Here is an 18,807-nt window from a genome sequence, read left to right as displayed (position 1 = left end):
TCTGGATTGCTTTCTGGGGACGTGGAGCTCGAAGCGTGGGTGACTTCGGTCGCGCTCCGCGATGAGGACTACAACACCCCTCGGAGTAACCGGTCCGCTGCTCGACCGGATGACTTGGATTCGGATGCTGACGGCGTTGAGGACGAGGCCGATGTTCGCAATGCTGCAGTAGAACTGGAGACACAGCTCCTCGGTCAGACGAACGAGGCCGCAGAAGCTATCAGCAAGCGCAGTGCACGAACTGGTCGGAATCCAGAAACCAACAAGCCAATCACAGAGCGTTTTGAGGAGATGATGGGCACTATTGACAGGATACAGGCGACGTTAGAGCGTTGTTCTAATGACGTGTGTGTGACGGTTCTGAAGAACGCAGACCACCGAACGAAGCTCGTTCAGCAGGCACAGAGACACGTCGGCGACGAGGAATGGGACCAAGCGGCAACCGCCGTCGACGAGGTCCGGGACATCGTCGAGGGGGATATCGAACGGCTCGAAGACTACAACTCCCCTCGGAGCAATCGAAGCATTGCAGCCCCCGATGGCGTCCGTACTGACGACGAAGCTGATGAGATCGTTCGGTATTTGGATGATGCGCCGGTCGTGGCCGGACGGTTTACGGTGTGTTTGCCCGATGCTGACGTTCCCGGCGGAAACGGGAGTCTCGCAGCGGAAGTGACTCCGCAACGGTTCATCGATTATCTCACGGGGCGGGCCGCGGCTGACAGTGATGGGAACGTGTACGCGTGGGGAAGTACTCATCCACCCTCGGCGGTAGCTGAAGATAGTGACGAAGATGACGACACGGTGTGTTCTGAAGCAGTGAACTCTAGCGTCGCGAACGAAATTCTCTGTAAGTCGAACCATCTGGAAGCGGATATTTCCGGGCCGGTTGTGACAGGTGGGGGTCTCCGCACACTGCGGACAGATGTGGGGGTTACGGTCGTGAATGACCCGCCGGAAGCTGCGGTAGGCCCGTCGGTCCTCGTGTGCCCTGTTGATGGTGAGGCGTACGAGCCGTCGGACTTGAGCGGGTGGGGGTCGGAATCTGGGGCACGGTCGGAGACACCGACTGTCGTCTGTCAGGTGTGGGTACAGCCGCCGGAGTGTCCGTACCCGCTTCCTGCGTTGCTGTACGTGAAGCGGTGTCGGAGTGACGAACAGCTCGTCTACACGGGTGGGTGGGTTCTCGATGATGCGGCGCTGTATCCGGATTCAGTGACGGCATTGACGATTGCGGGGGGAACGCAAGTGGTCGGTGTAGAAGCCGTGGTCGATGGTGAGTGCTGTTTGGATTACAACGACGCGCTGTCGCGGTCGTTGTCAACTGAACGGGCTCGGCGGGGGGCGCGTCTTGATTTAGGGTCGGTCAGTTCCTTGGTTGAGGCTCGCGTGCTTTCGGAAGATGGTGGGGGAAACTGTATGCGTGGGGAAGGAATGATTACTCGAAGGCTGACTCTGGTACTAACGGAGAAACTGACGGAGCTCACGGTGAGGTTACCGTGTTACATTGTCCGTTGGATGCGCCGATTCTTCACCTGGTGAATGCAGGGCGGGCGTCCAACGAAGTGAAGTTCAAAGCGGGGGCTGAACTCTCGAAGAGCATCAACTGAGTCGCCTCCATTCAGCGACTCTCCCACTGCTCTGCCTTGTTTAACTCGATAAAATCCATTATATACACTATCGAAACGATTCGGTTGAAACCATCAAATACGATATGATGGTAAGATTCTTTATCTGTGGTGACGTAGGTCTCGCTATGTCATCAGAAACGGATGGGCAGGGACGGCTGTACATCCCAAAGGAGGTGCGCGAGAAGTACGGCCAAAAGTACCACATCGTCATGTACGAGGACAGAATCGAGCTGATCCCAGTCGCGGACGATCCACTCGCCGCTGTCCGCGAAGCGGCAGGCGAGCTTCACGATGCATCCGTCGAGGAGATCCAAGAGGACATCGAGGCGGAGGCAGAAAACGAAGCTCAGGAGGCCGGCGGCGACAGATGACGGTGTACGTCGAGACTGATTTCCTGCTCGCACTCGCCAAAGACACTGATTGGTTGCAGGGCTCCGCTGAGGACGCCCTCGTCGAGTACGACGTCGAAACGTCACCGTTCTCATATCTCGAACTCCTCCTCGCTCGAGAACGCTACGAGTTCGACTACGTTCCGCTGGTGGCGAACCTGCTCGAACTCATCCCTGTACGAAACGAGGAAGAGAAACAGGTAGTGCTGAAAGCAGTCAACTACTACAACGAGGGAATGACGCCGTTCGACGCGTTCCACGCAGCAACTGCGGAAACGCGGGGGATGGACGTACTCTCCTCTGAGAGGGACTACGAAGATATCAAGGTAGAACGAGTCCCGCTCGAACCGACCGACGAGGAATGACTACGGACGGAGGATATCGTCCCAGCTGAACGAAGCGTGGTACTCGTAGTGATTGTCGTGGCCGCATGTACCACAGGCCTGCGTCGAATCTTCCGGCTGTACATCGAGTCCGAACATCTGTTGGATGGCGTCGAGACCCGACGCGGATCGTACTAATATTCTCATAAACGTTCTGTAACAGCCGTTCTTCCGGCTATCGACTCTCCCGCTGTTCGGCCTTGTTCAGTTCGATGCAATCCATACTGGAATCTCGTGAAAATAGCGTCGTGTCACAGACTTTTCCCCTGAATTCGAGAGATAGAAGACGTCTGTAGATAGAACATATAAATAGAGGCGCCTTGCTCTACTGGCGGTTGTTCCGATCGGTTAGAGCGTGTCGAATGAATCGATCACGTTGCTCGTCGAATGGGTCTCGACGAGATTTTGTTCGTCGAAGTCGGTATCATCGCTCCAAACGTCTGCGTCCTTGGCGAAGGCACACGCGACATATAGCACGTCGTCGGGATCGGTTCCCCCGATCGCTGCTTCGGCCTCTTCGATGTGCGGATAGAACTCGTCGGCGGGGACGACCTCAATATACTGAAACAGGAGTTCGACGAACTGCGCGACTCGATCTGGAGTCATCCCTGACTTCTCGACAATCAACTCCGTGTAGTTCTCGATCTCGTCGTAGACGAATTTGGGTGTCAGGAGGTCAGGTTCGAGCGTGACGATGAGTTCACGGGTTTTCGAGTCGGCGATGAGCGCGGAGATGACGATGTTGGCATCGACGACCAGTTTCATTCGTCGAGGCTACTCCGACTCTTCTTCGACGCGCTCGTGTGCGCTCTCGTTGATTTTGTTAGCGATATCGGCGACGTCGCTCTCGGTGAGTTCACTCCCGGACGTGAGTTCATCCATCACTTCGAGTGTCTCGAGTTTTTTCTGGATGGCCTGTCTGGTAACCTCGCTCCAGTTGATTTCGGGGTGTCTCTCCATCCGGTCTTTGAGGTCGTCGCCGACGTTGACCGTGATCGTTGGCATACAGAAAGCTATGTGCGCACAGAATACTGTGTCTTTCGGTGAATGCGTTTCGTGTATCGTTCCCAGGGATGCCTCTGGAAAGGGTTGAACCATTGAAATCGGATTACCTCAGCGAGACTCCCGCTGCTCGGCCTTGTTCAAGTCGGTGAAATCCATAATGGATTCTCTGGAATGACATCCTCCCCGTCGTGAACGACGGGGTTTCCTCCGTGGGAGTCTCAGACTGTCTGAGAGTCCCCGGAGGCAACATTCCCGTCACGGTGGACGGTACTCGGGTCTGTGCGCTGTTCTTTGGGACGGTGAGAGCGTGGTGACTCCAGCCATTCGTGGCTGTCCCACTCGAACCGCACGGGCCGTGCCATCGGCCTGACTGCTTTCTCTGTGTACCGTCTCAGGAACGTTTCTGAGGCTGTAAGGTCGGCGTGTCCTTCAAATCCGAACGGACAGGTGAGTGTGTCCTGATGCCGTGTCGTTCGGTCTGTGCCGCCACACTGCGGGCACTCTTGACTGGTCCACGCCTCTGATCGGACCTCGACCGAGATGCCGTATTCCTCGGCGGTACAGGCCAGTCGCTCGGTGAACTGCTTGAACGCCCAGAAGTTGTGGGTCTTGGCGTTCGTCTCGACCGACCAGTGTGTTTCCAGCACGTCGGTCAAGCCACCGATATACACCGTATCCACACCTTCGGCGTACAGCCGTTCCAGCAGGTCACGACACAGTACCTCTTGTGCGTGGTCGCGGCGACGAGTCCGTTTCCGGTACAGCCGCCGGATACGCTCGCTACTGTACCTGCCTTCTTCGAGTTTTGACTGCAACCGAGCGATCTCGCGTGCCGTCTCACGGAATCGTTGGAACAACTCGCGGCCTTTGTACAGGTATTGCGCGCCGGTCGTGGTGGTACAGGCGACGAGATTGTTCGCACCAATGTCCAGAGCGGCCTTCTCGTCGGCCAGTGGAGTGTCCCGTGCATCGTCAGAAACAGTCACAGGTTGCGAAGCTCGGAAGGTGCAATCAGTCTCGTCGTACCACAGCTCTAGTCGGCCTTGGTCTTCGTAGTCGGGCCAATTCGGGTCGCCAACGATTTCCAGACGGAGACGGCTTTTCGGGCTGTTGTGCTTGTCTCGGAGTTCTTTTCCGACGACCATCTCGAGCCGGGAGCGGTCGCCACATTCGACGCTGTATGCGTCTTTTCGGACGACGCCTTTGAGAACACGACCATCGTCCTCGTTACCACGGAAGCCCGGCGGTTCCGGGTGTTCCGTGACTGACGTATTGGACTCGTCGTGATACGCTTTCTTGTTCTCGAAGAACGATCGCCACGCTTCGCTGTTTGCTCGCCGGACAGTTTGAGCGGTGGACGCGCCGAGAACGGCTTTGTATTTGCCTTCGAGACGCCCTGTATCGGCGTCCCATACGTCACCGTCGAAGCCGTCTTCGTCGTTGTAGCGCATGAGACGCTCGTAGTTAATCTCGTTCCAGAGAGCGGCGGAAGCGTCTAACAGGCCGCGTAGCACCTGCTCATCGTCGTCGGTGAGCGGTCGCACGACGAACGTGTTGGTACGCTTCATGCCACAATTCTTTTCACGTCTCCACGTCAAATAAGTCTTGTAAGACATGACCGTTGACACACCGCTTACGTGTTACATTTGTGGAGAGACCGACGATTGGACTACCGTTGATTTGATTGGTTGTTTCGAGGATCGACAGGCCGCAGGGGAACGGTTTGAAGAAAAGCATGGGAAAGAACCGGACAGCTACCTGTTCGTCTGTCCCGAGTGCAAAGAGGAGAATCCGCACCATGCCGAAAACTGCTATGAGAAGTACGGGAAAGTCACATGAGGCCAGCAATTGACCTTTCCTACGGATTACACGGTCGTCTGAAAGATTACGCCGAAGCAAACGACTTGGAACTTTCAGAAGCGTATGCAGAAGTGTTGGAAGCGGGTCTTGAAGCGTTGGAGACTCAAGACCAGCAGTAACGCAGCGGTTTCTTACCAGAGCGTACGCGATTCACGCCCGCCGTGAACGGCGGGATTCTCTCGCTGTATCAAGATAGTGTCCAACCACACGTCCAATACGACAGAATTCAGGATACAAAGGGCGTTTATCGGTGGACTATTGAAATGAAGTGCCCTTGCTCTACGGAGAGTCGTTCCGATCGGCTAGCGCGTATCAAACGAGTCGATCACTTCGGATCGGGTTGCTCGTTATCGCGTTGCTGTCGAAGCGTGGACTGCGCCCGCTCGACGTAAGAGTTTGACGACCAACTGCGAGCGTCACTCATCTCGGCCAAAAACTCGTCGGCAGCGTCCGGCGAGATCGCGTCGTTGCGAACCAGTGCGGTGAGGAGGATGGGCGTCGTGACGATGCGGGTCTCGGCCAGCGAGGCGTGGACGAGCGCAAGTCGATTGAACTCGTCACAGAGCAGTTGCACAGCGTCGATATCGTTCGCCAGCGTGACTGCCGCGTTCTCACCGTCGTCCAGCGGGAACGTCTCGTCCAGTTCGATGGAACGAGTCTCCAACGCAGAGCGACGGTCGAGAACCGCCTGTGCCGCCTCACCGGATGCGTCGTCGTAGGACGCCGTCTCGGTGAGTTCGTCGACGACCTGCTCTGGGACGACCACGGTGTGCGAATCGAGGAGAAGGTCGAGCGGATTCGGTGAGGTGCCCGCCACCGTCCCCAGGCTTACGAGAGCCGACGTGTCGGCGACTATCAGAACCATCTACGAGTCGGCCAGCTCCTCTGCGACCTCGTCCACGAATTCGTCGGTCAGTTGCTCTTTCAGCAGTCGGAAGTTGGCGGCCTCCTCGTGCCCGACGAGGTCTTTCAGTTCCTCGAACGTGATGTCGTCGTCGTAGAAGGCCTCCGCGATTTCCTGTTTCATTTCGTCGGAGTGCGCGGCGTCCCGCAAGTAGTCCCGAAGCGCGGAGATGAGGATGTCCGTCCGATCCGTCTCGAACACCGCAGCGAGCGCGTCGGCCCGGTTTACCAGTCCCCTCGGTGCACGGAACTGGACGCGCTTCTTCTTGGACTCGGAGCCCATATGTGTACATTGTGAGTACAGGAGCAAAACGCTTGCGCTCTCGTCACTACCACATCCTTCGGAGCCACCGAACCCTGACACGGTGTTTTTCACCGAGCCTGAATCGAAAGAGCAGCTACCACAAGAACATTCCGAAGAGTGAACGGACTCCATACGGCTTATATTGTCGAATTTCGAGCTATCGGCTCTCCCGCTGTTCCGCCTTGTTCAACTCGATCAGCAGTCGGAAGATCGCTTTCACGAGATTCCGGTCGACGTCGAACTGGTCGGCGTTATCGCTCGCCCGGTCCATCACCGCCTCTTCCTGTGACTCGTCGGTCGTCGGGAGGCCCTGTTGCTCTTTGACGCCGGCAATAGTGTCGGCGACGTAGGTTCGCCGTGCGATCAACTCGACGATCTCCTGATCGATGTCTTCGATCTCCTCGCGGAGTTCGTCGAGGCTCATCTCGTCCGCGCGCCCTTGGATTGTGTCGTTGTCAGCCATGTGGTCCCACGTCGGTTATTCCAACTCTCTCGTACCCCTTCGAGTGCCTTTCGGTCGCCGACCGCGACGACGCTTGGGCCGGTCCCCGACAGCGAGACGCCGTAGGCGTCGGGCAGTGCCTCGATAGCGGGTGCGGTCGGGAACTCCAGTGCGGCGCTGAAGGCGAAGCCGTTGACCGTCATCGCCAGCCCGTAGCGGCCGTCGACCGCGAGTTCGGCGACCAGTTCGGCGACCGGCGCGATCCGATGACACTGCTCGACGTCGGCGTCCGCACTGAACGCCTGCTCGGGCGGGGTGTAGACGAGCACGTCCCAGTCGACGGTCTCGTGGGCGAGCAGTTCGTCTTCCGTGTTGTCGGTGACCGTGACGCCGCCGAGCATCGACGCCGAGGCGTCATCGAACGCTCCGGTGATCGTGACGCCGACGTCGCGAGCGGCCTCGACGCCGAGCAGACACGCTGTCTCGCGATCGACCTCACTGGCCACGTCCAGGGCGTCAAGCGTGGCGAGAACGGTTGCGTTCGCCGCCGCGCTGGAACTCTTGAGCCCCGACGCCATCGGCACCTCGCTTTCCGTCGTGACCGTTCCGCCCTCGCCAGCACCGTAGTGCTCGGTCGTCAACTCGACACAGCGCTCGATCAGGCGCGTGTCGGCCTCCGGTGCGCCGTCTATCTCGCCGTCGACGCCCTCGCTATCGGTCAGCGAGACCGTGGCTGTGGTGTACTCGTCGATGGCGAACGCCGATCCCTTGCCGCTTGCGAGCGCGTTCAGTATGGTTCCCGCAGCAGGCGCTTCCGCCGTCCCGTTCATGCTGTGATAGAGTCACAAAGTGTACTTACCTCTTGCTCTTCCGCCGGGCGTCGCTCCGCGACAGGCGAACGCGGCGCTTTTCCCCTCGTCGGTCCAACCTGCACGTATGAGCGCACGCAACCACGTCGCACCATCGACGCTCGGAATCTCTCTCGAGGAGGAGGGAATCACCGTCGAGTATCTCGACGGCCGCGAAGTGTTCTATCACGGACCGCCGAAGAAGGCCGACGAGACGGTGCGGACCGCCCCCGGAAAACTCGTCCAGGTGCTGGTCACCGACCCGACCGAGACAGAGGGCGTAATGATGTACGTCAACGATCTGGATACCCACGACTCGATCCTCGAAACGACGGGTGTGGGCCGAGTCTACGTCGAGCCAGGCGAGGAGAAACAACTGTTCCCCGGCGTACACGCCACCGCAGAGGGCCACTCGGTCATCGTCGAAGCCGACCCGGCCGTGGCCCGCGGACGCGTGTTCGTCTTTGCGGAGGACGAGATGGGCGAACGGGCCTACGAGATCGTCGATGAGAGCGACGAGGAGTAAGATGCCGCTCCGAACGCAGTGGCGCGACCTCGACCGCGAGGCCGCTCGGGCCGCGCCGAACCGCTACGGCCTCATCGAGTACGGCACCGCCGATAGCGACGTGCTAGCCGTCGAGACGGGGATGCTCAAGGACGAACTCAAAAGCGCCGTAGGCTACCGGGACGCGGATGCTGTGCGGTGGAAAGAAACCCAGACGAAAGAGCAGGCCGAGTCGCTTGCCGCGGAGCACCGCGAGCGCCTCGACGGATAACTCACTCCGCGGAGCACCGCGAGCGCCTCGACGGATAACTCACTCCGCCGAGCACCGGGAGCGCCTCGACGGATAACTCACTCCGCCGAGCACCAGGAGCACCCGGCGGGTAACTCACGCCATCGGATCCACGACCTGTTCCATGACGACGGCCTCCGCTTTTCTGAGATGCTCGGCTGCGGTCCCGGGCGAACAGCCCAGCACGTCGGCAACCGCCGACAGCTCTCCCTCCCGCGGCGACTGGTAGTAGCCACACTCGACCGCCGCTCGAACGGCCTCGCGCTGGCGGGCCGTCAGTCGAGTGCTGGTCTCGAACGGTTGCGCGTCGTACCGACTTACTTCGAGTACGTCCACCGTTAGCTCCGAGGGGACGTCTTCGACAGCGGCCTGCACCTCGGCCGACTCCCCGATCAGCGACAGGCGCATGCTCCCGTCCTCGCGGTACTCGATCGGCGGTGCGATGACGATCCCGGCCCGATCGAACGCCCTGACGATCGAGGCCCCTCCCGGGGAGAGCGATTCGCGGACGTAGAGGTAGAACGACTCGCCGACCGAAGAGACGTGATACTCCTCGACGATGTCGACCTCTTTGATAGCGTCGACATACGGCTCCTGGGGCCCAGTGACACGGAAGATCATCTCCAGACTCCCACCCGACGGGGCCTGCCAGTGCAGCAGTTTCGACCCCTGATACGCCGATTCCCTCACCACGTACTGGTGCATGGGGTGCCGAAACGACTCCGGAAGTTCGAGACTGATACGGACGAACCTCACACCGGCTATACAGAGAGACACTGTATAAAACAACCCCATCAGTGAGGCAGTAAACACAACATGTGGGCCTTCGAACACCAACTGTACAGCGAACAGACGCGGAACGCCCTCAAATCCCCGCCTATGACATCGCAACAGGATACGCAACCGATCGAGCGCAGCCGACAGTTCGAGTCACTCATCGACGAGTACGTTCTCGACAGAGAGGATCACAGCAACGCGCCGGGCGTCGTGATCCGTCCGGACGAGGTACAGCAAGTCCTCCAGACACTCCGCGAGGAGGCCGGATTCGACCATCTCGCCTGCGTCACGGCCCAGGAGTACGAGGACCGCTTCGAGACGATCTACCACCTCCGGCAGTACGACGACCCGGCCCAGGAGGTAAGCGTGGTCGTGCCGACGACGACCGACGACCCGCGAAGCCAGAGCGCCGCGCCGGTCTACGAGACCGCCGACTGGCACGAACGCGAGGCCTACGACCTCGTCGGCATCGAGTATGACGAGCATCCGAACCTCGAACGAATCCTGCTCCCCGAGACGTGGCAGGGCCACCCGCATCGAGAGGCCTACAATCAGGACCGCCCACAGATCGTCCCGTTCCGCGAGCACGCCAACCCCCTCGAAGCGGACAAACGCGTCACCGAGGAGGGGACGGACACGATGCTGATCAACATCGGCCCGCACCATCCTGCGACCCACGGCGTGATGCACCTGAAGACGGTCCTCGACGGCGAGATGGTCGTCGACGTCGAACCCGATATCGGCTACATCCATCGCTGCGAGGAGCAGATGTGCTCGCAGGGGACCTATCGCCACCAGATCATGCCGTATCCCGACCGCTGGGACTGGGGCGGCGCAGGCCTGCTCAACGAATGGGCGTACGCACGCACCGCCGAGGACCTCGCCGACCTCGACGTCCCGGAGTACGCGCAGGTGATCCGCACCATGTCGGCCGAACTCAGCCGGATGCTCTCGCATTTCCTCGCACTCGGCGCGTTCGCTCTCGACGTCGTCGGCGACTTCACGGCGACGTTCATGTACGCGATTCAGGACCGCGAGCGAGTGCAGAACCTGCTCGAAGACCTGACCGGCCAGCGACTGATGTTCAACTACTTCCGACTGGGCGGGGTCGCGTGGGACCTCCCCGAACCCCGCGAGGAGTTCTTCGAGAAGACCAGAGATTTCCTCGACGGCCTCCCCGAATCCGTCGCGGACTACCACAACCTACTGACCGAAAACGAGGTGCTGCAGGTCCGAACGGTCGATACCGGCCATCTCGATCCGGAAGTCGCAAAGCAGTACGGCTGTACCGGGCCGGTCGCCCGTGGCTCCGGCATCGACTACGACCTCCGACGGGACGACCCGTACGGCTACTACGACGAACTCGACTGGGACGTCGTCACCGAGGACGGCTGTGACAACTTCTCGCGCCTGCTCGTCCGGATGCGAGAAGTCGAGCAGTCCGCGCGGATCGTCGACCAGTGTATCGACCTGCTCGAGGACTGGCCCGAGGAGGACCGCCAGGTCCAGAGCAACGTCCCGCGCACGCTCAAACCCGATCCGGACACCGAGATCTACCGCGCCGTCGAAGCCGCCAAGGGCGAACTCGGCATCTACATCCGCGCCGACGGCACGGACACGCCCGCACGGTTCAAGATCCGCGGCCCATCCTTCTCGAACCTCCAGTCGCTACCGGAGTTCGGAACCGGCGGCTACGTCGCCGATCTGATCGCCTCGCTCGGCAGCCTCGACACGATCATGGGCGAGGTCGATCGCTAGAAGTCGACAGCCCGAAGGTCCGGCACCTAAAACGGCCGGACAATGACCGGCGGCACTTACACCCTGTTGATTCACCTCGCCAGTCCGGCCGCAATCGAGATCGGCGCGCTCGGCACCCACGACCTCGCTGCAGGCTGGTACGCCTACACCGGCAGCGCGTTTGGCGCGGGCGGCTTCTCCCGGATCGACCGCCATCGCCGGATCGCCGCGGGCGAACACGAGGTCAGACACTGGCACATCGACTACCTGCTCGGCCATCCCGCCGCGAGCGTCGCCGACGTCGAACGCCACCCCGACGAGGACGTCGAGTGTGCAGTCGCCGCCGCGCTCCCCGACTCGCCGGTGCCCGGCTTTGGCTCCTCCGACTGTGACTGCCCCGCCCATCTCGCGTACGACGCCGACGGCGAGGCGCTCCGGGCGGCGATCCGGGCGGCCTACGACCGTTGACCGTCGAGTGAAACCGATGCCTTAAACCCAGCCGACTGGCTACACGGAATTGCGTGCGAGGGTAGCCAAGCCTGGAAACGGCGGCGGACTCAAGATCCGCTCCCGTAGGGGTCCAAGGGTTCAAATCCCTTCCCTCGCACTGTAGCCCACACGGGCCCTCGCAAACAGTGCGGCAAGACGGAGCGTCTTGCCCTCGCAAACTTCTCACCGACGTCACCGGCGAGAGCCGTCAGTACCGAGATGGGCACACTGAATATGGAGTGGAAGAATCGTGCAGACACAGATGTCCCCGGGATGGCTCGATTCGAAGCCCTTCGAGGTACAGCTAATTATCGTCGCGACGGTCTGTGATCTCACCGGCGCGTCACTCGGCTACGCGCTCCACCCGCAACTCGGCGTCGAACCGCTGATAGGTCTCATCTACGGGCTGGTCGCCGGAACGTTCCCGCTTGCGATCTGGCTGTTCCAACAGCCGGAAGTCAGGTCTTAGTGTACGCAGGCCAAGACGGTGATAATGGACGAGCAGACGGATCCCAGCGCGATCAGATCGATCGCAGTCACCGCTGGCGACGTCGTGACCGCAATCGAGCGAAGCCTGCGGAGCAAGGACGATGTCGTACTGCGCGTGACGCCGCCGTTTGCGGGCCGGATGCGGGCGCGGATCCACCGGGCTGGCGACGATCAGTACGGCGAGCCAGCGCCGATCCACGTCGACCCGACCGACCTCGTCGACGACGTGCCCGCCTATCCGGAACCGGCAGAGACCGAAGACGACCTGCGATCCGATCCGGACCGGGAGTACGCGCCGGACCGACATCGGGAGTATCACCAGCAGGTGGTCGAGGAGTGGCGCGCCCGCATCGGCGAGCGGATCGTCGAGGAGACGACCCTGCAGTGGGACGGAGGCAGTCATCGGGTGACCGTCAAGCGACTCGGCTAACCGGTCGGGACCGACAAAGTGACGGCACCGCTGCGGGTAGCAGGGGTATGGGAAACGAGGAGACCGCACGAGCGGAGGTCGCAGAGCGCGCCGCAAGTGCCGGGGCCGACCGGGCGCTCGCCATGTTCCAGGGTGAACTGGCCGTCGAGACGAAATCGAACGCGGCGGATCTCGTCACGGAGGCGGACCGGGAGGCCCAGCGAGCGGTCTTCGAGACGATCCGGGAGCGGTATCCGGACGATCCGATCGTCGGCGAGGAGGAAGACGCGCTGAAGGAGGTGCCGGCGACGGGGCCGGCGTGGATCGTCGATCCGATCGACGGGACGGCGAACTACGTCCGCGGAAACCCGATCTGGGGCACCAGCGTCGCGGCGGTGAGCGATCAGGAGGCGGTCGCCGGGACGACGGTGCTGCCGGCGCTCGGGGATGCCTACGTCGCGGACGATGCGACGGCGCGGCTGAACGGGGAGCCGATATCGGTGAGCGCTCGGACGGACCCGGCGGCCGCACAGGTCGCCACGACGCTCTGGTGGGGGTTCATGGACGGTGACGCGCACATCGAGACGCTCGGAGACATCGGGCGAGCGTTCGGCGATATCCGGCGGTTCGGATCGGCACAGGCGACGCTCGCGATGGTCGCCAGCGGGACGGTCGACGCCGCGGCGTCACCGATCACGCCGAACCCGTGGGATTCGGTCGTTGGCGTCCAGTTGATCCGTAACGCTGGCGGGGTCGTGACGGACGTCCACGGCGACCGCTGGGAGGTCGGTGCGGAGGGACTCGTCGCCTCGAACGGTCACCTCCACGACGCGCTACTCGATCTGGTGGGGTAGACCGGAACCCTGAAAGTGCGTCCGGACGCTGGATGGGGTATGGAAGAGCTGTACGAGCGAGTCGACCCGTTTCGCGCGTGGCTTGCGGCGCTGGTAGGACTCATCGGCGTGCTCGTCGTCGGGTCGCTAGCGTTTCCGCGGCAGGTCTACGATGGCTTTCTCTGGCGCTACTTCTGGGGGCCCGTCGCGGCCGACGGCCAGGGAGCGACGTGTGCCGTCAGAGAGGGCGGAGAGACGGCGCTCCTGTCGAGCAGCACCGAGTGTGCCCAGGCGGCGGGCTACGTCGCTGAGCCGGGCTACACCACTGTCTCGACGGTCAGCTACGCCGTCATCCTCGTGTTCATGCTCGTCGGCGTCGTCCTGCTGTTGCGCCGACTGGACCTCGGCTACGATCCCGATTTCTTCTTCGCGCTGTTCCCGTTCGTCCTGTTCGGCGGGGCGCTCCGGACCGTCGAGGACGTCGGCGTGACACTCGGCCCCGAAGCCGCGACGACGGTTCCGTTCCCCTGGAGCGCTGTCCTCATCAGCCCCTTCATCTACTTCACCGTCTTCTTCCTGACGCTCGCGGCCTTGCTGGGGAGCATAGCGCTCGAACGGGAGGGTATCGTCGAACGGTTCCAGCCGCCGCTGGCCGTCACCGGCGCGTTCTTGCTCTCGATCACGCTCGCCTACCTCGTCTGGGTGAGTCAGGTCTCCGAACTGATCAGCTTCAACGCCGGGGTGCCCGTCGTCATCCTCGGCAGCGCGACGGTGCTCACCGCCATCGTCTGGTGGGCGACCGAGCGGTTCGCGCCGGTCGTCAACTACGGCACCGGCCTCATGGGCGCGCTGATCATCTGGGGCCACAACGTCGACGGCATCGCGAACGTCCTGAGCCTCGACTGGGGCTACGTGTTCGGCCTGCCGAACTACGGCCCGAAACACGTCGTCAACGGCTTCATCTACAACAACACTGGCGCGATCCAGCCAGCGTGGCTCACTGACGCCATCGGGACTGCCTGGCCCTTCGTCCTCCTCAAACTCGCGGCGGCCGTGTTCGTCGTCTGGATCTTCGACGAGCGCATCTTCGAGGAGAGTCCGACCTACTCGATGTTGCTCCTGGTCACGGTTCTCGCGGTCGGTCTCGGTCCCGGGACGCGCGACATGCTCCGGGCGACGCTGGGGATCTGAACTGTGCCCGTAGCGGGGTTTCGGATCGAACCGTGACGTAGACGGCACTTGTTGGGTACCAGCGCGTTATGTTGCCGGCCCTTCTCAGAACATCAATCGGTCCGACGTGCGTACGAGACCCGACGGTCTGGTCATCGCCGTTAACGGCGGGACTCGTTCGCGGTCAGCCGTAGCCATCCCTTTCAGGTGACGCCGACCGACGATGCTGTCTGCCTGAGCAACGGTGCAGTCCTGATGAGCAAGGGGGCAGTTTGCCTGATGCTGGCCCCGCAGTCGACAGGATCGGCCCGAGTATCGAACGGCGGCGTGGGGGCACCTTGGTATACCAAGGTTATTGAATCTCCCCGAGAGAACCCCGATATGGCTACGGTCATGGAGTTCAATATCCCCGCCGAGGAGTTCCCGCCAGGGAGCATCTTCGAGACTATTTCAGGGGTGGTCGTCGAACTCGAACGGATCGTCCCGCACGACGCCAGGATCGTCCCGTACTTCTGGGTCCGGGGCGGAGCGATCCCGGATATCGAAGCCGCGTTCGGCGACCACAGCGGCGTGGACGAGATCAAACTGGTCGACAGCGTCGACGAGGAGTACCTGTTGCGAGCGGAGTGGGTGCCGGAGTACGTCGGCGTCCTGAACGCGCTGGCAAAGTTCGATATCGTCGTCCTCTCGGCGCGTGGAACGTGCGAGGGCTGGCAGTTCAAGGTGCGCTGTGAGGACCGGCCACGAATCCGCGAGTTTCATACCTACTGTCAGGACCAGGCGATTCCCATCGAGGTCGGGGCGGTCCACGCGCTGTTGCCGATCCAGAGCGGTGGCTACGAACTGACGGACGCACAGCGAGAAGCCCTGGTGCTGGCCTACGATCACGGCTATTTCGACTCGCCGCGGGAGGCGTCGCTCGACGAGATCGCCGCGGAGCTAGATATCACACAGCAATCGCTTTCCTCGCGGCTCAGACGGGGCTATCGACGGCTGGTCGGGGCGACGCTCAAAAGCGAGTAGCGCCGTCGGGCGTCCTCAGGGATACGGATGATAGCGCCGATCCAGCCGTGGCTCGAACCCGAGGTTGTCGGGCACCGACCGGGCCCGGTCGCTGAAGAACGGATCGCCAGTGAACAACGGCTGGGCCGACGGGACGACCGCCCGGACGACCTCGAAGTCGATCGTCTCCAGATCGCGCGGCGTCAGCCTGATACCGTACGACGAAAGCCCGGCGTCGGCGACGCGCTCGGTGAGCATTTCGAGTTCGGCCTCGCCCTCGGGCACGTCGTCCGGGCCGACAGAGTCGACCGGGATCGGATCGCCGGCGTCGACGAAGGCGGCCGCTTCTTCGGGGAACGAGGCGTACTCGCCGATCGCACCGCTCTCGTCCTCGGCGGCGTCTTCGCCGATCGAGCGCAGTTCCATCCAATTCTGGAGCGACTCGGCCAGCGCGTCCCGCGCCGCCGCGACCGGGTCGAGGTCGGCAGCCGATCCGACCGCAAAGCGGGGCCACTCGCCGTCGCGGTGGACGGCCACGGCCACAACGGGGACGTCGACGTCCTGTGTCACGAGCAGCGGCGTCACCGTGAGCCCCTGGCTCCGGGCGCGTCGGGCGAGCGACTGGAACGCCTCGTCGTCGACGGCGAGCGCCAGCGGTTCGAAAGTCGAGTACCAGGCCAGCATCGTCGCGTCGCGTTCGATCACCTCGTACAGCCCCGAGAGTAACGCGCCGACAGTGGACGAACCCAGGCCGAGGCCGGTCGTGATCGCCGGGCCGAACTCGCGTGATGGCGGCGGAAACGGTCCCTTCTCGGCTGGCAGATGCACCGTCTCGTGCGTATCGAGATCCAGTCCGGGAAGCCACGGGATCGGTTCGTCAGTCGGTGGCTCGGAGTCTCCGGGGACGACGAACGCCGCGGGCGAGACGGCGTTGTCTACCGTGTCGGCTGTGCCCGTCGGGAACGTCTCCTCGCGGTAGATAGCCGCGCCGTAGCGCTCCAGGGCCTCGCCCAGCGCCTTCATGAACGCGGCGTTCCAGTCCGGATCGACGCCCGCGGCCTGGGCGGGGGCGTCGGCGTCGCTGAAGCCCTCCGTTGCCCGGACGTTCGCGAGGTAGTACGGCGCGGGGAAGGACTCGACTTCGCCGACCGAGTCGACGACTCCAACGCGCTCGTCGAGTGCCATCTCGGCCCGTTCGAGCGCCTCCTCGACCGGCGAGGGCTCGTACGCGAGGTCGAACTCGCGGTCGGGCGGGGAGCCACACGCACAGTCGGGAACCGGCAGGAACTGACGGCGGCGATGGGGGATTTCGATCACGCCGCCCAGCACCGAGGACGTCTCCCCGGAGAGTACCTGGACGAGTTCGTGGCCCGCGACTGAGCCGGCGAGCCGAACCGCGCTGCGCCCGGCCGACGGTTCCTCGGCCGATGGCTCCGGCTCTCGGTCCGCCTCGGCGCGCGTGCGAAGACAGTCATAACAGCCCGTCGGGGGGCGAAACCGGACACGGCGGCGTCGACGGCGTCGAGCGCTCGTCCACCGATCCCGCCGATTTCGATTGCGATCCAGGGGTCTCCCCGGCGAGAGCGGCGTCGTTTGCACGCTCGAACGTCTCCGCGCCGGCGAGGTCGCTGACGACAGCGAACTCGGCGTCATCGATTGCGTCTGTATCCCCAGTCCGCGTCGAGACTGATGTGTCCGCCAGCGTCTGTCTCACGGCGTCGATTGCGGGTCCCTCGCCGACGAGTGTAACGTCCATGAGGAAAGCGTCGGGCGGGAAGTCGAAAAAGAGTAGGGATCTAGTTCAGAATCGACTGCGCCGTCGTCGCGAGTTGATCGTTGTCCGCGTCGCGGAGTCGGTCGTCTCCGAACTTCAGGCGCAGGCGCGGGCGACCGACGTCGATGGGGACCTTCTCGGTATCGATCAGGCCCATATCTTCGAGTTTGGTCTTCGTCCGGGAGAACGTCGCTTTCGAGGCGATACCGACATCCTCGCCCCACTTGCTGATGTCGTACAGCAGTGCCTCGTTTTTGGCCGCGACGAGCAGGCTGATCGTCACTTCGTCGAGACCGTCACCGTCGCCGCGGGCCGTCTCGAGGGAGTCCAGAATGTTCGAGAAGTCCGCTTCGGCGTCCGGACCGATCTCGTCTTCGAGGGTGTTGCGTACCCGTGTGATCGGTGGCGTACGGAGATTGAACTCGTCGGCCGCGTCCCAGCGGTCGCGATACGTCTCGACGGCCTGATCGACGAACTCCTCGTCCTCGGAGACGAGTCCGGCGACCTGACTGCCGGCGTCGATCAGCGCGACGACGGACTCGTCGGTGACGAGCAGGGAGTTCCGCGGCGGGCTCTCGACCGTTCGGAGCGAGAGTACGTCCAGGTCGACGAGATCCGCAGTGTTGCTCGCGACGATGAAGTCGTCCATCACGTCCTTGAGCGTTCGTTCCTCGGCGAGCATCTGGATCGACGGCAGGTCCCCCTCGAACTTGATCGCGACGTCGACGAACGTCTCGATTGTTCCGGGAGCCGGGTTGACGACGAGCAGCTCCTCGTCAGCATCGTCGATCAGCTCACGGAGTAGATCATCAAGCTGTTTATCGAGTAAATTTGAAGTCATGTCTATGTACAGGTGAAGTGGGTTAGACACTTAATTTTATTGGCCGAAAGAGGGCCAAATCTTTCATTCATTTATACTTTCTAAATATACATGATATATAGAGAGAAAATTGCCTGAGGGAACCATTCAGGGAAACAATCAAATAGGTTCCCTCCGAGGGTGTTCGATACGATGAACGCCGTTGCTCGCGTCGACGGATCGATGTGGACTATCGAAGCGACCGAACACAAAGAGTTGGGCGTCGGACTTGCCGGGGGAAGTGCGTACACCGGCCCCTGACCCGCGAGGGGTTCTCGTCCCGTCGAAGGATAGCCTAGACGACGAGTTCGCCGGATCCGTCCTCGTCCACCGAGCGTAGTCGTTCGACGATACTGTTGATCAGGACGACATCGCCGACCGACCGGACCCAGCGGTACGGGATCATAATGCCCTGAGAGCCGTCCACGTGGCCCGAGAACAGTTCCATATTGAGTTGGTGCAGCGCGAGTCCCGTCACCTGCTTGTGATCGAGGTCGAGACGGACGTCTTCGATCTCACCCACGAACACCCCGTTGTTCGAGTACACTTCACGGCCGACGAGCGCAGTAATCTCCGCTGAGGAGTTCTCCATACCCCCTCATGAGCGGGGTGTCACGTTAACTTTTCGTCAGACACGGTGGTTGGGAGGAAAAAACCGGACGGTTGGCCGGGAGTCGAAACGCCGACACCCCCGAACGTGGGGGCGACT

General features: G+C 62.0%; 22 protein-coding genes, 1 tRNA gene and 1 pseudogene. 13 read left to right on the top strand and 11 right to left on the bottom strand.

Annotated features, from left to right (window positions below; genetic code table 11):
* Nucleotides 1-21: 21 nt before the first annotated feature.
* The 3 genes from ACFQH2_RS06835 to ACFQH2_RS06825 all read left to right on the top strand — a co-directional run bounded on the left by ACFQH2_RS06835 (nt 22) and on the right by ACFQH2_RS06825 (nt 2,385).
* Nucleotides 22-1,542, top strand: coding sequence for a hypothetical protein (locus ACFQH2_RS06835; RefSeq protein ID WP_377076579.1), 1,521 nt, complete (start codon nt 22-24; stop codon nt 1,540-1,542).
* Nucleotides 1,543-1,756: 214 nt separating this feature from the next.
* Nucleotides 1,757-2,002 (top strand): AbrB/MazE/SpoVT family DNA-binding domain-containing protein, encoded by a 246-nt coding sequence (locus tag ACFQH2_RS06830; protein WP_377052130.1) that lies wholly within the window; start codon nt 1,757-1,759, stop codon nt 2,000-2,002.
* Nucleotides 1,999-2,385 (top strand): PIN domain-containing protein, encoded by a 387-nt coding sequence (locus ACFQH2_RS06825; RefSeq protein ID WP_377052128.1) that lies wholly within the window; start codon nt 1,999-2,001, stop codon nt 2,383-2,385. The genes ACFQH2_RS06830 and ACFQH2_RS06825 overlap by 4 nt, the downstream gene beginning before the upstream one ends.
* Nucleotides 2,386-2,751: 366 nt before the next feature.
* Here ACFQH2_RS06825 and ACFQH2_RS06820 read toward each other — a convergent pair whose 3' ends face one another.
* The 7 genes from ACFQH2_RS06820 to ACFQH2_RS06790 all read right to left on the bottom strand — a co-directional run bounded on the left by ACFQH2_RS06820 (nt 2,752) and on the right by ACFQH2_RS06790 (nt 7,747).
* The gene (locus ACFQH2_RS06820; RefSeq protein WP_377052126.1) at nt 2,752-3,168 is read right to left on the bottom strand and encodes a PIN domain-containing protein; all 417 of its coding nucleotides are present in this window, start codon (nt 3,166-3,168) and stop codon (nt 2,752-2,754) included.
* A 9-nt stretch (nt 3,169-3,177) separates the two neighbouring features.
* Nucleotides 3,178-3,408, bottom strand: coding sequence for a hypothetical protein (locus tag ACFQH2_RS06815; protein ID WP_377052124.1), 231 nt, complete (start codon nt 3,406-3,408; stop codon nt 3,178-3,180).
* A gap of 218 nt (nt 3,409-3,626) precedes the next feature.
* Nucleotides 3,627-4,976 (bottom strand): RNA-guided endonuclease InsQ/TnpB family protein, encoded by a 1,350-nt coding sequence (locus ACFQH2_RS06810; protein ID WP_377052122.1) that lies wholly within the window; start codon nt 4,974-4,976, stop codon nt 3,627-3,629.
* A 617-nt stretch (nt 4,977-5,593) separates the two neighbouring features.
* On the bottom strand, nt 5,594-6,133 hold the full coding sequence (locus ACFQH2_RS06805) for a hypothetical protein (RefSeq protein ID WP_377052120.1): 540 nt from the start codon (nt 6,131-6,133) through the stop codon (nt 5,594-5,596).
* Nucleotides 6,134-6,454, bottom strand: coding sequence for a hypothetical protein (locus tag ACFQH2_RS06800; protein WP_377052118.1), 321 nt, complete (start codon nt 6,452-6,454; stop codon nt 6,134-6,136).
* A 178-nt stretch (nt 6,455-6,632) separates the two neighbouring features.
* Entirely contained in the window at nt 6,633-6,938 is a 306-nt protein-coding gene (locus ACFQH2_RS06795) for a chorismate mutase (protein ID WP_377052116.1), read from the bottom strand.
* Nucleotides 6,896-7,747: a shikimate kinase gene (locus ACFQH2_RS06790; protein ID WP_377052114.1), complete on the bottom strand. Its 852-nt coding sequence runs from the start codon at nt 7,745-7,747 to the stop codon at nt 6,896-6,898. Before ACFQH2_RS06790 ends, ACFQH2_RS06795 begins: the two co-directional genes overlap by 43 nt.
* 106 nt (nt 7,748-7,853) lie before the next feature.
* On the opposite strand from ACFQH2_RS06790, the gene ACFQH2_RS06785 reads away from it, so the two are divergent.
* The gene (locus tag ACFQH2_RS06785; RefSeq protein ID WP_377052112.1) at nt 7,854-8,291 is read left to right on the top strand and encodes a DUF5796 family protein; all 438 of its coding nucleotides are present in this window, start codon (nt 7,854-7,856) and stop codon (nt 8,289-8,291) included.
* Between the two features lies 1 nt (nt 8,292).
* Nucleotides 8,293-8,541, top strand: coding sequence for a DUF7508 domain-containing protein (locus tag ACFQH2_RS06780; protein WP_377052110.1), 249 nt, complete (start codon nt 8,293-8,295; stop codon nt 8,539-8,541).
* A gap of 114 nt (nt 8,542-8,655) precedes the next feature.
* On the opposite strand, the gene ACFQH2_RS06775 is transcribed toward ACFQH2_RS06780, so the two are convergent.
* Nucleotides 8,656-9,315 (bottom strand): helix-turn-helix domain-containing protein, encoded by a 660-nt coding sequence (locus ACFQH2_RS06775; protein ID WP_377052108.1) that lies wholly within the window; start codon nt 9,313-9,315, stop codon nt 8,656-8,658.
* A 123-nt stretch (nt 9,316-9,438) separates the two neighbouring features.
* Here ACFQH2_RS06775 and ACFQH2_RS06770 point away from each other — a divergent pair, with 123 nt between their 5' ends.
* The 8 genes from ACFQH2_RS06770 (at nt 9,439) to ACFQH2_RS06735 (ending at nt 15,486) form a co-directional block, all read left to right on the top strand.
* Nucleotides 9,439-11,094 (top strand): NADH-quinone oxidoreductase subunit D, encoded by a 1,656-nt coding sequence (locus ACFQH2_RS06770; protein ID WP_377052106.1) that lies wholly within the window; start codon nt 9,439-9,441, stop codon nt 11,092-11,094.
* Nucleotides 11,095-11,136: 42 nt separating this feature from the next.
* The gene (locus tag ACFQH2_RS06765) at nt 11,137-11,541 is read left to right on the top strand and encodes a GIY-YIG nuclease family protein (RefSeq protein ID WP_377052104.1); all 405 of its coding nucleotides are present in this window, start codon (nt 11,137-11,139) and stop codon (nt 11,539-11,541) included.
* Nucleotides 11,542-11,596: 55 nt separating this feature from the next.
* A tRNA-Leu gene (locus tag ACFQH2_RS06760) sits at nt 11,597-11,680 on the top strand.
* A 144-nt stretch (nt 11,681-11,824) separates the two neighbouring features.
* Nucleotides 11,825-12,031, top strand: a complete 207-nt coding sequence (locus ACFQH2_RS06755) for a hypothetical protein (RefSeq protein WP_377076578.1) — start codon at nt 11,825-11,827, stop codon at nt 12,029-12,031.
* Nucleotides 12,032-12,055: 24 nt separating this feature from the next.
* Nucleotides 12,056-12,481 (top strand): hypothetical protein, encoded by a 426-nt coding sequence (locus ACFQH2_RS06750; RefSeq protein ID WP_377052100.1) that lies wholly within the window; start codon nt 12,056-12,058, stop codon nt 12,479-12,481.
* A 47-nt stretch (nt 12,482-12,528) separates the two neighbouring features.
* Entirely contained in the window at nt 12,529-13,314 is a 786-nt protein-coding gene (locus ACFQH2_RS06745; RefSeq protein WP_377052098.1) for an inositol monophosphatase family protein, read from the top strand.
* A 39-nt stretch (nt 13,315-13,353) separates the two neighbouring features.
* On the top strand, nt 13,354-14,484 hold the full coding sequence (locus ACFQH2_RS06740; RefSeq protein WP_377052096.1) for a DUF63 family protein: 1,131 nt from the start codon (nt 13,354-13,356) through the stop codon (nt 14,482-14,484).
* A gap of 360 nt (nt 14,485-14,844) precedes the next feature.
* Nucleotides 14,845-15,486, top strand: coding sequence for a helix-turn-helix domain-containing protein (locus ACFQH2_RS06735; RefSeq protein WP_377076577.1), 642 nt, complete (start codon nt 14,845-14,847; stop codon nt 15,484-15,486).
* A 15-nt stretch (nt 15,487-15,501) separates the two neighbouring features.
* On the opposite strand, the pseudogene ACFQH2_RS06730 reads toward ACFQH2_RS06735, so the two are convergent.
* The 3 genes and pseudogenes from ACFQH2_RS06730 to ACFQH2_RS06720 form a co-directional block, all read right to left on the bottom strand.
* A pseudogene (locus ACFQH2_RS06730) lies at nt 15,502-17,221 on the bottom strand (YcaO-like family protein).
* Between the two features lie 40 nt (nt 17,222-17,261).
* A complete protein-coding gene (gene tbsP, locus ACFQH2_RS06725) occupies nt 17,262-18,080 on the bottom strand; it encodes a transcriptional regulator TbsP (protein ID WP_377052090.1) in 819 nt (272 codons plus the stop codon).
* A gap of 313 nt (nt 18,081-18,393) precedes the next feature.
* A complete protein-coding gene (locus tag ACFQH2_RS06720; RefSeq protein ID WP_377052088.1) occupies nt 18,394-18,690 on the bottom strand; it encodes a PRC-barrel domain-containing protein in 297 nt (98 codons plus the stop codon).
* Between the last annotated feature and the right edge of the window lie 117 nt (nt 18,691-18,807).

The organism is Natronoarchaeum sp. GCM10025703, from assembly GCF_042661985.1.
Classification (GTDB): domain Archaea; phylum Halobacteriota; class Halobacteria; order Halobacteriales; family Natronoarchaeaceae; genus Natranaeroarchaeum.
This window is presented reverse-complemented; position numbering and strand designations above follow the sequence as displayed.